The sequence below is a fragment of the Pseudomonas yamanorum genome (assembly GCF_013386765.1).
Lineage (GTDB): Bacteria > Pseudomonadota > Gammaproteobacteria > Pseudomonadales > Pseudomonadaceae > Aquipseudomonas > Aquipseudomonas yamanorum_A.
On record NZ_JACARE010000018.1, the window covers coordinates 1 to 13,240 of the forward strand.

A 13,240-nucleotide genomic window follows, 5' to 3' on the forward strand; every position below is an offset into this window, starting at 1 on the left:
TCTGCCGTCAACCCTTAATTCAGGTTTTCTATCAAATAGGCACTTTTGGCTAAAAATCGACCAATATTCCTCTTCCATATAGAGATAGAGCACCTCAACAGCCCTCTATATAGAAGGGAAGCCTTAGATGACCCCAGCCTCCCTCAACGCCGACACATTCGCCTGCGTCAAACCCAGCACTTGCTGCAGCACCTGGTGGGTATGCTCACCCAACAACGGAGGCGCACTGCGATATTCAACAGGGGTCTTGGACAGCCGCATAGGGCTGGCCACTTGGGGCACCATCCCTGCCAACGCATGAGGCAACTCCATCGCCAACCCGCGGGCCTTTACTTGCGGGTCCGCAAACACCTGCGCCAAGTCATTGATTGGCCCGCAAGGCACACCCACACGCTCCAACTGAGCCACCCATTCAGCGGTGGTCTTGAATACAGTCGCCTGGCGGATCAATGGAATCAGCGTCGCTCTATTGGCCACTCGCAGCTTATTAGTGGCAAACCGCGGGTCATCCGCCCACTGCGACTGACCCGCCACCTCAGCGAACTTGCGGAACTGCCCATCGTTACCCACGGTAAGAATGAAGTCGCCATCCGCTGTGGGGAAATCCTGATAAGGCACAATATTCGGATGAGCATTACCCAGACGCTTGGGAGAGACACCCGTCGTCAGATAGTTCATCGCCTGGTTGGCCAGACAGGCCACCTGCACATCCAGCAGCGCCATATCGATATGCTGACCGCCGCCATCATGATCCCGATGAGCCATCGCAGCCAGGATAGCCACCGTAGAATAAAGCCCCGTGAGAATATCCGTCAGCGCCACCCCCACCTTGACCGGCCCGGCACCGTCTTCACCCTCGGGACGGCCAGTCAGGCTCATCAGCCCACCAAGCCCCTGGATCATGAAGTCATACCCCGCCCGCGTCGCATAAGGACCGGTCTGGCCAAACCCGGTGATCGAGCAGTAGATCAACTCAGGATTGATCTCCTTGAGCGACTCATAATCCAGCCCATAGGCCGCCAAGCCACCCACCTTGAAGTTCTCGATCAGAATGTCGGACTTCGCCGCCAGGTCACGCACCAGCTTCTGGCCTTCCGGCCGCGTGAAGTCGATGGTCACCGACTCCTTATTGCGATTGGCCGACAGATAATAGGCCGCCTCAGTGGTGTTCTCCCCATACGCATCCTTGAGAAAGGGAGGGCCCCAGGCGCGAGTGTCGTCGCCGTTACCGGGCCGCTCGACCTTGATCACTTCAGCGCCAAGGTCCGCAAGTATCTGCCCAGCCCAAGGGCCCGCCAGCACTCTAGACAAATCCAGTACCCGCAGGTGCGATAGCGCGCCCATGGTCGTCCTCCTATTAATAGAACGCCTGAATACCGGTTTGCGCGCGACCCAGGATCAGCGCATGCACGTCGTGGGTACCCTCATAGGTATTCACCACTTCAAGATTGACCAGGTGGCGGGCAATGCCGAACTCATCGGAGATACCGTTGCCACCGAGCATGTCACGCGCCATCCGGGCAATGTCCAGGGACTTGCCGCAGGAATTGCGCTTCATGATCGATGTGATCTCCACCGCCGCAGTACCTTCATCCTTCATGCGACCCAACCGCAGGCAACCTTGCAGGGCGAGGGTGATCTCCGTCTGCATGTCTGCAAGTTTCTTCTGGATCAATTGGGTTGCCGCCAATGGCCGCCCGAACTGCTGACGATCAAGGGTGTACTGGCGCGCGGTGTGCCAGCAGAACTCCGCAGCACCCAGCGCGCCCCAAGAAATCCCGTAACGCGCCGAATTCAGGCAAGTGAAGGGGCCTTTCAAGCCACGCACATCCGGGAAGATGTTTTCTTCAGGAACAAAAACGTTATCCATGACGATCTCACCGGTGATCGAGGCGCGCAGCCCGACCTTGCCGTGAATCGCCGGGGCACTCAGGCCTTTCCAACCTTTTTCCAATACAAAGCCACGAATGTCGCCCGCATCGTCCTTGCCCCACACCACAAACACATCGGCAATCGGGCTGTTAGTGATCCACATCTTGTTGCCGGTGAGGCTGTAGCCGCCATCCACCTTGCGTGCACGAGTAATCATCGCGCCTGGGTCGGAACCATGGTTGGGCTCGGTCAGACCAAAGCAGCCAATCCATTCGCCAGAAGCCAGCTTGGGCAGATATTTCTGCTTTTGAGCTTCGGTGCCGAACTCATTGATAGGCACCATCACCAGCGAAGACTGCACACTCATCATTGAACGGTAGCCGGAGTCCACACGCTCCACTTCACGAGCGATCAGGCCATAGCTGACGTAGTTCAAACCGCTACCACCGTACTGCTCGGGAATCATGGCACCCAGCAAACCGGTCTCGCCCATTTCACGGAAGATCGCTGGGTCGGTCTTTTCATGTCGAAAGGCTTCGAGCACACGCGGCGCCAGCTTGTCCTGGGCGAACTGCTCGGCGCTGTCGCGCACCATGCGCTCTTCTTCAGTGAGCTGGGAATCCAGCAGCAGTGGATCGATCCAGTTGAAGCTTGCCTTACCGCCCATGAGTGATTCCTCGCGAAGTAAATCAAAAGTCGTGCATGGAGCCTAGGCCGGGCAGACGAGGAGGGCAAACGAGGTTTTTGCATAGCGTTGTGCTAATTTCTCACTCCGAAACATTTAGAACCGTTATAGATGCATTTCACTTGTGAGGCTACGGTACATGCGCAGAAAGATTCCCAGCACCACGGCGCTTGTCAGTTTTGAGGCGGCAGCCCGCCACGAGAGCTTTACCAAGGCTGCGCAGGAGCTTTCGATCACCCAAGGCGCAATCTGCCGACAGATCGCCAGCCTTGAGGAGTTTTTGAGTGTCGAGCTATTTCGGCGCTCGCGCCGAGGCGTGAAACTGACAGAAGCCGGGCTTTCCTACAGCCGCCGAGTAGCCACACAGCTGGACGCGGTCGAACGCGACACTCTGTCGGTAATGGGCCAGCAGGGCACCAACGTCATCGAACTGGCAGTGGTCCCGACCTTTGGTACCCAGTGGCTGATCCCGCGCCTCAAGGACTTCCAGCACCGGCACCCGGAGGTCACCGTCAACCTGACTAACCGCACACGACCTTTCCTGTTCGCCGATACTGAATTCGACGCGGCGATCTACTTTGGGGATGCCGACTGGTCCGGTACCGAATCCCACAAACTGATGGGAGAAAACCCGCTCCCAGTGTGCAGCCCACGCTTGCTGGGTGAGCGCGCGCACTTCAGCGCGCAGGAAATCGCCGAACTGCCCCTGCTGCAGCAAACCACTCGACCCTATGCCTGGCGCCAATGGTTCAACGCGCAACAGCTGGACATACCCCGCGACATGACAGGCCCGCGTTACGAGCTATTCTCCATGTTGTCCCAGGCAGCCATGCACGACATGGGCATTGCACTGATCCCGCCGTTCCTCATTCAAAGGGAATTGAACGAAGGGCACCTGGTGGTCGCAAGCCCTCAGGTACTGGCGAGCTCGAAGGCTTACTATTTGATGATTCCAGAGAGAAAAGTCGAATCTGCTTCTCTCCACGCGTTCAGAGACTGGCTGATCGACCAGTCACTACGCTACAACCCCAATATCTAAAGGGAAAGTCAAACTTATTGACTCTGTAGTCAGCAAATAAAAATACCTACATATGTATATATATGTCGCAATTTAGAAGACCGTATCTTTTGACTCTGAATCAGCCTTAAAGCCATGCCTGTATTGGTCTGTAGGCATAAAGTTACAGCGATACACAGCCATTCACGTTGGCGATGGCGAACAGCCAATATTTTAGATAAATCCCTTTAATTACCTGTATTTAAAGGAGTTATATCCAAGCATTGCGACAATCAGTCACAGGGTGACTTGTAGTTAATTTTTCGTCACCCGTCATAATCTCTTGAAGGCCGTAAAGTTCGCCTGCAAAATGCCGCGCCCCGCTGTATTTCAGCGGGATCGTGCTGATCGGCCGCCCAGATGTACCTCTCGCGGTGCACTGGCCTTTTTACAAAAATCAAAGCAAAAAGATCATGCAGGAGATTTGACGTGCACATTGGTGTTCCTCTCGAAACCCAGACCGGTGAAACGCGGGTGGCTGCCACCCCGGAAACCATCAAGAAGCTGATCGGCCAGGGCCACAAGGTCACTGTGCAAAGCGGGGCAGGCATCAATGCCAGTGTCGTCGACAGTGCCTATGAAGCGGCGGGCGCCACCATTGGCAGCGCCAGCGATGCGTTCGGTGCCGAGCTGATTCTCAAAGTGGTCGCCCCGAATGACAGCGAACTCACGCTGATCAAAAGCGGCACCGTGTTGGTGGGCATGCTCAATCCGTTCAGCAACGAAACCATCACCCGACTGGCCGAGCATGGCGTCACCGCCTTTGCCCTTGAGGCTGCGCCGCGCACCTCCCGCGCGCAGAGCCTGGATGTGCTGTCTTCCCAGGCAAACATTGCCGGCTACAAGGCTGTATTGCTCGCCGCCCATCACTACCCGCGCTTCATGCCAATGCTGATGACCGCCGCCGGTACGGTGAAAGCCGCGCGCGTGTTGATTCTCGGTGCCGGCGTAGCAGGGCTGCAGGCGATCGCCACCGCAAAACGCCTGGGTGCGGTTATCGAAGCGTCCGACGTGCGCCCGGCCGTAAAGGAACAGATCGAATCCCTGGGCGCCAAGTTCGTTGACGTGCCCTACGAAACCGATGAAGAGCGCGAATGCGCCGTCGGCGTTGGCGGCTACGCGCGCCCGATGCCTACCAGCTGGATGCAGCGTCAGGCCCTGGCCGTGCACGAACGCGCCAAACAGGCCGACATCGTCATCACCACCGCATTGATCCCCGGCCGCAAGGCGCCAACCCTGCTCAGCGCCGAGACCGTCGCACAGATGAAGCCAGGCTCGGTGGTCATTGATCTCGCAGCCGCCCAAGGCGGCAACTGCCCGCTGACCGTGGCCGACCAGGTGGTCGTGGAAAACGGCGTGACCATCTGCGGCCCTACCAACCTGGCAGGCGCCGTCGCCGCCGATGCCTCGGCGCTGTATGCACGCAACCTGCTGGACTTCCTGAAGCTGGTCTTCACCAAGGAAGGGCAGTTTGAAATCAACCTCGAAGACGACATCGTCGCCGCGTGCCTGATGTGCCGCGACGGCCAAGTCATCCGCAAAAACGCCTAAGCAGGGATTCAGACGATGGAAGAGCTTATCTCCCCCGGTATCTACAACCTGATCATCTTCGTGCTGGCGATTTATGTCGGTTACCACGTGGTCTGGAACGTCACCCCGGCCTTGCACACCCCGCTGATGGCCGTGACCAACGCGATTTCAGCGATCGTGATCGTCGGCGCCATGCTGGCCGCCGCGCTCACCGTGACGCCGCTGGGCAAGACCATGGGCACCCTCGCCGTGGCACTCGCAGCGGTCAACGTGTTCGGTGGTTTCCTGGTTACCCGCAGAATGCTTGAGATGTTCAAGAAGAAAGCCCCGAAAGTAAAAGAAGAGGCGCCGAAGTAATGAGCATGAATCTCGTCACGACGCTCTACCTGATCGCGTCGATCTGCTTTATCCAGGCCCTCAAGGGCTTGTCACACCCAACCACCTCTCGGCGGGGCAACCTGTTCGGCATGCTTGGCATGGCGCTGGCGGTACTCACCACCGTGGGCCTCATCTATAAGCTCGGCGCTGAGCTGGCGACCGCCGGCATTGGCTACGTCATCGTAGGCCTGCTGGTTGGCGGCACTGCTGGCTCGATCATGGCCAAGCGCGTGGAAATGACCAAGATGCCGGAGCTGGTGGCATTCATGCACAGCATGATCGGCTTGGCTGCCGTATTCATCGCCATCGCTGCGGTCGTGGAACCACAATCCCTGGGTATCGTGAAGCACCTGGGCGATTCGATTCCCGCCGGTAACCGCCTGGAGCTGTTCCTCGGCGCCGCCATCGGTGCGATTACCTTCTCCGGTTCCGTCATCGCCTTCGGCAAGCTCTCGGGCAAGTACAAGTTCCGCCTCTTCCAGGGCGCACCGGTACAGTTCGGCGGTCAGCACAAGCTGAACCTGGTGCTGGGCCTGTTGACCCTGGGCCTGGGCCTGGCCTTCATGTTCACCGGCAACCTCAGCGCCTTCGCCCTGATGCTGGCCCTGGCGTTCGTGCTGGGTGTGCTGATCATCATCCCGATCGGCGGCGCAGACATGCCGGTGGTCGTCTCGATGCTCAACAGCTACTCCGGTTGGGCTGCGGCGGGCATCGGCTTCTCGCTGAACAACTCTATGTTGATCATCGCGGGCTCGCTGGTGGGTTCAAGCGGCGCGATCCTGTCGTACATCATGTGCAAGGCGATGAACCGTTCCTTCTTTAATGTACTGCTCGGCGGTTTCGGCAACACGGCTGACGCAGCAGGCCCGGCCGGTTCGAAAGAAGCGCGCCCGGTGAAATCCGGTTCGGCTGACGATGCGACCTTCCTGCTGACCAACGCCGATACCGTGATCATCGTCCCGGGCTACGGCCTGGCAGTGGCGCGGGCGCAGCACGCACTGAAAGAGCTGACCGAGAAGCTGACCCACCGCGGCGTGACCGTAAAGTACGCGATCCACCCGGTCGCCGGTCGCATGCCTGGACACATGAACGTGCTGCTGGCGGAGGCAGAAGTACCTTACGACCAAGTGTTCGAGATGGAAGACATCAACTCCGAGTTCGGCCAGGCCGACGTGGTGCTGGTGCTCGGCGCCAATGACGTGGTCAACCCCGCCGCCAAGAACGATCCCAAGTCGCCAATTGCGGGCATGCCGATCCTCGAAGCGTTCAAGGCCAAGACCATCATCGTCAACAAACGCTCGATGGCCAGCGGCTACGCCGGCCTGGACAACGAACTGTTCTACCTGGACAAGACCATGATGGTCTTCGGCGATGCCAAGAAGGTCATCGAAGACATGGTCAAGGCCGTCGAATAAACGCTGCGCCAGCGCAATACCCAAAACCCTGGCCTTTAGTAGGCTGGGGTTTTTTATTGCCGATGAAAACCGACAAAAGGCTCTAAATCGCAGCCTGGCATTCGACCATGGTAGCGGGACGAAATTTTTTGAAATCACTAGACTGCGCATCTTGCTTCCGTAGCCCGAGATAACAATCCATGTACCGTGATCGTATCCGCTTGCCTTCGTTGTTGAACAAGGTCATGAGCGCGGCTGACGCTGCCGCACTGATCCAGGACGGCATGACCGTCGGCATGAGCGGCTTCACCCGCGCCGGTGAAGCCAAGGCCGTGCCCCACGCCTTGGCCGAACGCGCCAAGACCTCGCCGCTGAAAATCACCCTGATGACGGGCGCCAGCCTGGGCAACGACCTGGACAAGCAACTGACCGAAGCCGGCGTACTGTCGCGACGCATGCCGTTCCAGGTGGACAGCACCCTGCGCAAGGCGATCAACGCCGGCGAAGTGATGTTTATCGACCAACACCTGTCGGAGACGGTCGAGCAGCTGCGCAACAATCAGCTCAAGCTGCCAGACATTGCGGTCATCGAAGCCGTGGCGATCACCGAGCAAGGCCATATCGTGCCGACCACTTCCGTGGGCAACTCCGCCAGTTTCGCTATTTTCGCCAAGCAGGTGATCGTCGAGATCAACATGGCGCATAACCCGAACCTGGAAGGTCTGCACGACATCTATATCCCGAGCTATCGCCCGACCCGCACGCCGATTCCGTTGGTGGCCGTGGACGACCGTATCGGTAGCACCGCGATCCCGATCCCGCCGGAGAAGATCGTCGCCATCGTCATCACCAACCAGGCAGATTCGGCCTCCACCGTGACGCCGCCCGACAGCGACACCCAGTCGATCGCCAATCACCTGATCAACTTCCTTAAGGAAGAAGTCGACGCTGGCCGCATGACCAACAAGCTTGGCCCATTGCAGGCGGGTATCGGCAACATTGCCAACGCGGTGATGTGCGGCCTGATCGAGTCGCCGTTCGAAGACCTGACGATGTACTCGGAAGTACTGCAGGACTCCACGTTCGACCTGATCGACGCCGGCAAGCTGAGCTTCGCCTCGGGCAGCTCGATTACCTTGTCGGAACGGCGCAACGCTGACGTGTTCGGCAACCTGGAACGCTACAAAGACAAACTGGTGCTGCGGCCACAGGAAATTTCCAACCACCCGGAAGTCGTGCGGCGGCTGGGCATTATCGGCATTAACACCGCGCTGGAGTTCGACATCTACGGCAACGTCAACTCCACCCACATCTGCGGCACGCGGATGATGAACGGGATTGGCGGCTCGGGTGACTTTGCGCGCAACGCGCACCTGGCAATCTTTGTCACCAAGTCGATTGCCAAGGCCGGGGCGATTTCCAGCGTAGTGCCGATGGTCAGCCATGTTGACCATACCGAACATGACGTCGACATCCTCGTGACCGAGGTCGGCCTGGCAGACCTTCGCGGCCTGGCGCCGCGGGAACGGGCCCGGGTGATCATCGACAACTGCGTGCACCCGGCATACCGCGACGCCCTGAACACTTACTTCACCCAAGCCTGCGCACTGGGCGGTCACACCCCGCATATCCTGCGGGAGGCACTGAGTTGGCACATCAACCTGGAAGAAACCGGGCATATGCTGAAGGCGTGATTGATACAGATTCGGACTGATGCAAACACAGTTTCATCAGTCCGAGCTTCCCAACCCATATTTTTAAAAAAACTGTACTGCTGTACCGGTCATTTCCTACCGAAAAATCCTACTCATCCCGTCAAATACACCTAAAACGCACCATAAAAGTGCCGACAGGTACAGTTGCCCCAATTTCGTACAGTACAGCCCCTATAAACAGTTAACTGGCCCCTCACAATACAGGTGAACTGTATCTAGAGAGTATTGCGTCGGAGGAGGATCATTGGCATCAGTTAAACCACTACCTAATCCCGCCACAAGCGGAAGGATGTCATCATGGAACGTACACTCAGTTCCGATCTGTTCTTCGAAGAAAAAGCTGTAAACACTCAGGCTTCCCTGCCTCTGCGCGTTCTCGCCAACCTGATGTTGTGGCAGCGCCGCATCTCCAGCCGCCATCAACTGGCTCGTCTGGATTCGCGTCTGCTGGCTGACGCCGGTATCAGCGAAGCACAACGCTACGAAGAGCTGAGCAAGCCGTTCTGGCGCTAATTAGCGTCCGCTGGCCCTGACCCACCGGGTCCACCGCCAGCACTCAGAATTGATCAAGCAAAACCCGCCCCGGGTAACCGGAGGCGGGTTTTGTTGTTTCTGGGATTTGGATTTTCAAGAGCAAAAACAATAGGCTTTCATACCAATAGGTACAGTTTAAAAAACATAACAATTAAGCAGTACAATTTAACCTTGGTGTATCTGTACCGGTAAAATCTTCCCGCCCAACATGGTGTTCCAGAACCTCATGAAAGGCGCTCGCCATGAAGACCCAAGCCCAGCACCGCCCTCTATTGATACGACTGCTGCGGCGCACGGCCTTGGCACTCGCCCGCTGGGAGCAACGTGCCCGTACACGCAGGTTGCTGGCTCAACTGGACCCGCGGGAATTATCTGACGCAGGCATCAGCCACGGCGACCGAGTAGCCGAGCTATCCAAATGGTTCTGGAACGAGTAATCACCAGGGAGTGACTATCCGAACGGATAAACGGCGGCTTAATATCCGACTACCACGTGGCGAACCCTGTAGAACGGGCGTCTGATGCCCATGGTCCCGCTGATCAAGTAGCGGCTTTGTGCCACCTTTATTCGTTCATTTACAGGAGTCACCCATGTCCCGTCTTCGCCTGCTGAGCACCGCAGCCCTGCTGACCCTGGCTGCCAATGCCAACGCCTCAAGCCTGATCGTGACCACGGATTCGATCGTCGGCGCCCTGAAAGCCACCTCCGATGCGACCTCCGATGCCACGTCCTCACTGCGCGACAACAAAGTTGTACGTGCCGCCCGTGATGATGCTGCCAGCTTTGTCGCCAGCGAAGGCGCGATCCGCGGCGTGAAGCTGGAAAGCGCCTTGGCCCAAATCCGCCAACAAGCTCCACAACTGAATACCGCGACTGACGCTCAACTGGCCCAGGCGATCCTGGCCATCTGACCGCAGACAGGGAAGACGGGAATGCCAGCGCTTGATGGATCCCCAGCGCTGGCTCTCGCCCGGGCATTGCGCTAGCCTTGGCGCTCGCTTCCAGTTGTCGAGTCCCATGGCTTTTTCTTACCGCCTGTTGATCGCTCCCGTCGTGTTTTGCACCTGCTGGTCCACGCAAGCTCCGGCCTTTGACCTGTCCACCCAGAGCCTCGTTGTCAGTGCGTATGCCACCAGCAAAGTGACCTCCGCGCCGTTCGACCATAAACTGATACTGGCCGCCCAGGATGACGCTGCCGCTTTCATTGCCACTGACGGCCAATGGCGGGGAGCCCGGCTGGAATCAGCGCTGGATTACCTGCGGCACCACCAGCCAAAACTTAACGCCAGTGACCTTGAACTGGCTCAAGCAATTCTCGTCCAATAATCATCTTTGTATTTCGGAGTCATTCCATGCGTAGCCCGCTGATCGCCGCTGCTCTCGGCCTGCTGTTGTTGGGCGGTGTTGCCCAGGCACAAACCCTGAAGGCCACCAGTAACATCATTGTCCGTGCCTCGGCCCGTACCATTGATTTCACGTCGGACACCACCACGTCCATCCGCGACTCCAAAGTCGTGCGCGAAGCCCATGACGATGCCGCCAGTTTCGTCGCCAGCAATGGCGAGATTCGCGGCGCCCAACTGGAAGCCGCCTTCGACACCCTGCGAACCCGCGTGCCAGAAGCCCGCGACGCCAGCGACCAGGTCCTCGCCGAAGCTATCCTCGCACTGTGAGGCGAATTGCCGCCTGGCTACTGGCCGGCACGCTGCTGCTCGGCGCCAGCGCGGCTCAGGCCGCCCTGCAACTACGGCTCAAGACTGATGGCTTGAGCCCGGCCCAGCAGCAGGCCAGCCAGGCATTGCTGGATGAGGCGATGCAGGCGTTGCCGCCGCGCTTCATCGAGCAACTGGACCGGACCATCGACGTCGGCTGGACCGACAAGATGCCCGAAAACGCCTACGGCCAGGCTTCACTGGTGTCGGAACTGGACCTCAACAGCAACCTGCTGGAAAGCCTCACCGACGGCAGTGCCGCGACACAAAAGACCAACCGCCCCCATGGCACCGTGCGCCGGGAAATGCTCGCCACCGTGCTGCATGAACTGACCCACATCTACGACCGCGCCCGCTTGTGGTCCAGCGCCGACCGCACGCTGATCCAGCGTTGCAGCCGCCAGAACAACATCACCGGCCTGATCGGCCTGCCCGATCAATGCCGTGGCCAGAACGATCGCCGCTTTACCCTCAGCGATGACCCACGCCTGCTGGACCTTGCCGGCTGGCCGCAATACGTGGGGCGTCGCGGCGAACGCGAACAGAACAACCACCAAGTCGCCCGCAGCCCGGACATCTACGAAACCACCAGCCCGCTGGAATTCGTCGCGGTCAACATGGAGTACTTCCTCCTCGACCCGAGCTACGCCTGCCGCCGGCCTTCGCTGTACCGCTATTACAAGGAACACTTTGGCTGGGCACCACCGGCAAAAGACAGCTGCGCCAAAACCTACGCCTTCCTCAATGCCGGCAACGACTTCGCCAAGACCCCACTGGGCCAGGTCGACCCCGAGCGGGTCTACGAAATCGACTACCTGTTGGCCGAAGCCAACCAGAACCTGGTAAGCCGCTGGGGCCATAGCATGTTGCGCCTGGTGATCTGCGCCCCAGGCCGGCCACGGGGCCCGGACTGCCGGCTGGACCTGGACCAGCACCTGGTTCTGTCCTACCGCGCATTCGTTGGTGACGTACAACTGTCGAGCTGGGACGGCTTGATCGGCAAGTACCCGTCACGGCTGTTCGTGCTGCCGCTGTCACAGGTCATCGACGAGTACACCAAGACCGAACTGCGTGGCCTGGCGTCGGTGCCGCTGAAGCTGACACGCCAGGAGATCAACGACACCGTCGAACACGCCGCCGAGATGCACTGGAGCTACGACGGCAATTACTTCTTCATCTCCAACAACTGCGCGGTGGAGAGCCTGAAGCTGTTACGCAGCGGCAGCGCCAACCCGCAGCTGACCGGCCTGGACAACATTACGCCCAATGGCCTGCTGGAAGTCCTCAAGGGTAGGGGCCTGGCCGACACCAGCGTGCTGGATGACAAAAAACGCGCACTGCGACTGGGCTATCACTTCGACTCCTTCCGCGAGCGTTATCAGGCGATGTTCGAGGTGCTGAAAAAGCGCCTGCCGATCAAACAGGCCGAGGTCGAGGATTGGCTGTCATTGAGTGCCGAAGAACGTCGCCCATGGTTTGCCGAAGCAGACCTGCGCACCAGCGCAGCCTTGCTGCTGCTGGAACAGGCAAGCTTTCGCAAGCAACTGATGCTGGCCCAGGATGAAGTCAAACAACGCTACCTCGGTGCCCGCGAGCTGAAGAACGGCGGCATGGAAAAGGCCAACGCGACCTTGCAGCAGATCCTCGCCAACAGCGGCTTCCTCAGCCGCCCGGCAGAGCTGTTGGGCACCAGCGGTTACGGCCTGCCACAGCCAGCGGAATCACAGCGCCTGGAATCGGAAAGCGCCGCGCGCCAGAAGCAGTTGCAGTCGCTGACCGGCGACCTGGACAAAGAGGTGAGGGCGCTGCTGGAGCCGTCCCGCGCAGCGGAGATTGCCGCGTGTGAAGCCAACCTCAAGCAGCTGGGCGAGCACTTGCGGGCGCTGCACAAGGCCTCCGGCGGGTTCGAGTTGCCCTAGAGCGTTTCCCCATCCTCTTGCGGTAACTGTTCATCCAGGTGCAACCAAGGCAGTCGGCTCTCTACCCAGATATGCCGATCTGCCGGGGCCAACTCCGGGTGATCCAGGGTCGCGATGGTCACATCGATACTCTCGGGACTCAGACGAGTCTCCAACGCCAGGTGCGCCCCACAGTTCGAACAGAAATACCGCACGCACGTCGATGACGATTCGTACTGCGCCGGTGTTCCCGCCATCCACGCAAACGCGGGCCGGGGCAGGGTGATCCAGGTGATCACCAGCCCACCGCTGACCCGACGACAAATCGAACAGTGGCAGTGGGCAACATCCACCAATGCCCCGCTGAACTGATAACGCACCCGGCCGCAATGGCAGCCTCCCTGGTGTTGCTCATGCATACGCAACCTCCCACGCCTCTATTTCATATAAGACCGATCGTCACT

14 protein-coding genes are annotated in these 13,240 nt (G+C 59.0%); 11 read left to right on the plus strand and 3 right to left on the minus strand.

Annotated elements, in window-relative coordinates; all coding sequences use genetic code 11:
- Positions 1–123: 123 nt before the first annotated feature.
- Complete coding sequence (locus HX875_RS13290) at positions 124–1,344, minus strand: CaiB/BaiF CoA transferase family protein (RefSeq protein ID WP_177043526.1); 1,221 nt, start codon at positions 1,342–1,344, stop codon at positions 124–126.
- 13 nt (positions 1,345–1,357) lie between these two features.
- Positions 1,358–2,539, minus strand: a complete 1,182-nt coding sequence (locus tag HX875_RS13295; protein WP_177043527.1) for an acyl-CoA dehydrogenase — start codon at positions 2,537–2,539, stop codon at positions 1,358–1,360.
- 157 nt (positions 2,540–2,696) lie between these two features.
- Here HX875_RS13295 and HX875_RS13300 point away from each other — a divergent pair, with 157 nt between their 5' ends.
- The 11 genes from HX875_RS13300 to HX875_RS13350 all read left to right on the plus strand — a co-directional run bounded on the left by HX875_RS13300 (position 2,697) and on the right by HX875_RS13350 (position 12,797).
- The gene (locus HX875_RS13300; RefSeq protein WP_177043528.1) at positions 2,697–3,596 is read left to right on the plus strand and encodes a LysR family transcriptional regulator; all 900 of its coding nucleotides are present in this window, start codon (positions 2,697–2,699) and stop codon (positions 3,594–3,596) included.
- Positions 3,597–4,043: 447 nt separating this feature from the next.
- On the plus strand, positions 4,044–5,165 hold the full coding sequence (locus tag HX875_RS13305) for a Re/Si-specific NAD(P)(+) transhydrogenase subunit alpha (protein WP_177043529.1): 1,122 nt from the start codon (positions 4,044–4,046) through the stop codon (positions 5,163–5,165).
- A 15-nt stretch (positions 5,166–5,180) separates the two neighbouring features.
- Entirely contained in the window at positions 5,181–5,501 is a 321-nt protein-coding gene (locus tag HX875_RS13310) for an NAD(P) transhydrogenase subunit alpha (protein WP_003187417.1), read from the plus strand.
- Positions 5,501–6,937 (plus strand): NAD(P)(+) transhydrogenase (Re/Si-specific) subunit beta, encoded by a 1,437-nt coding sequence (locus tag HX875_RS13315; protein ID WP_003214748.1) that lies wholly within the window; start codon positions 5,501–5,503, stop codon positions 6,935–6,937. The genes HX875_RS13310 and HX875_RS13315 overlap by 1 nt, the downstream gene beginning before the upstream one ends.
- A 179-nt stretch (positions 6,938–7,116) precedes the next feature.
- Positions 7,117–8,610 carry an acetyl-CoA hydrolase/transferase family protein gene (locus HX875_RS13320; protein WP_177043530.1) on the plus strand — a complete coding sequence of 498 codons (1,494 nt, stop codon included), beginning with the start codon at positions 7,117–7,119 and terminating at the stop codon, positions 8,608–8,610.
- Positions 8,611–8,928: 318 nt separating this feature from the next.
- The gene (locus HX875_RS13325) at positions 8,929–9,144 is read left to right on the plus strand and encodes a DUF1127 domain-containing protein (RefSeq protein WP_003214752.1); all 216 of its coding nucleotides are present in this window, start codon (positions 8,929–8,931) and stop codon (positions 9,142–9,144) included.
- A 263-nt stretch (positions 9,145–9,407) separates the two neighbouring features.
- Positions 9,408–9,602 (plus strand): DUF1127 domain-containing protein, encoded by a 195-nt coding sequence (locus tag HX875_RS13330; RefSeq protein ID WP_177043531.1) that lies wholly within the window; start codon positions 9,408–9,410, stop codon positions 9,600–9,602.
- 154 nt (positions 9,603–9,756) lie between these two features.
- Positions 9,757–10,077 (plus strand): DUF2388 domain-containing protein, encoded by a 321-nt coding sequence (locus tag HX875_RS13335; protein WP_084042613.1) that lies wholly within the window; start codon positions 9,757–9,759, stop codon positions 10,075–10,077.
- A gap of 106 nt (positions 10,078–10,183) precedes the next feature.
- Entirely contained in the window at positions 10,184–10,492 is a 309-nt protein-coding gene (locus tag HX875_RS13340) for a DUF2388 domain-containing protein (protein ID WP_177043532.1), read from the plus strand.
- A 26-nt stretch (positions 10,493–10,518) separates the two neighbouring features.
- Positions 10,519–10,839 (plus strand): DUF2388 domain-containing protein, encoded by a 321-nt coding sequence (locus HX875_RS13345; RefSeq protein ID WP_177043533.1) that lies wholly within the window; start codon positions 10,519–10,521, stop codon positions 10,837–10,839.
- Positions 10,836–12,797 (plus strand): DUF7844 domain-containing protein, encoded by a 1,962-nt coding sequence (locus HX875_RS13350; protein ID WP_177043534.1) that lies wholly within the window; start codon positions 10,836–10,838, stop codon positions 12,795–12,797. Before HX875_RS13345 ends, HX875_RS13350 begins: the two co-directional genes overlap by 4 nt.
- On the opposite strand, the gene HX875_RS13355 is transcribed toward HX875_RS13350, so the two are convergent.
- Positions 12,794–13,195, minus strand: coding sequence for a GFA family protein (locus HX875_RS13355; RefSeq protein ID WP_177043535.1), 402 nt, complete (start codon positions 13,193–13,195; stop codon positions 12,794–12,796). The genes HX875_RS13350 and HX875_RS13355 overlap by 4 nt on opposite strands.
- Positions 13,196–13,240: the final 45 nt, after the last annotated feature.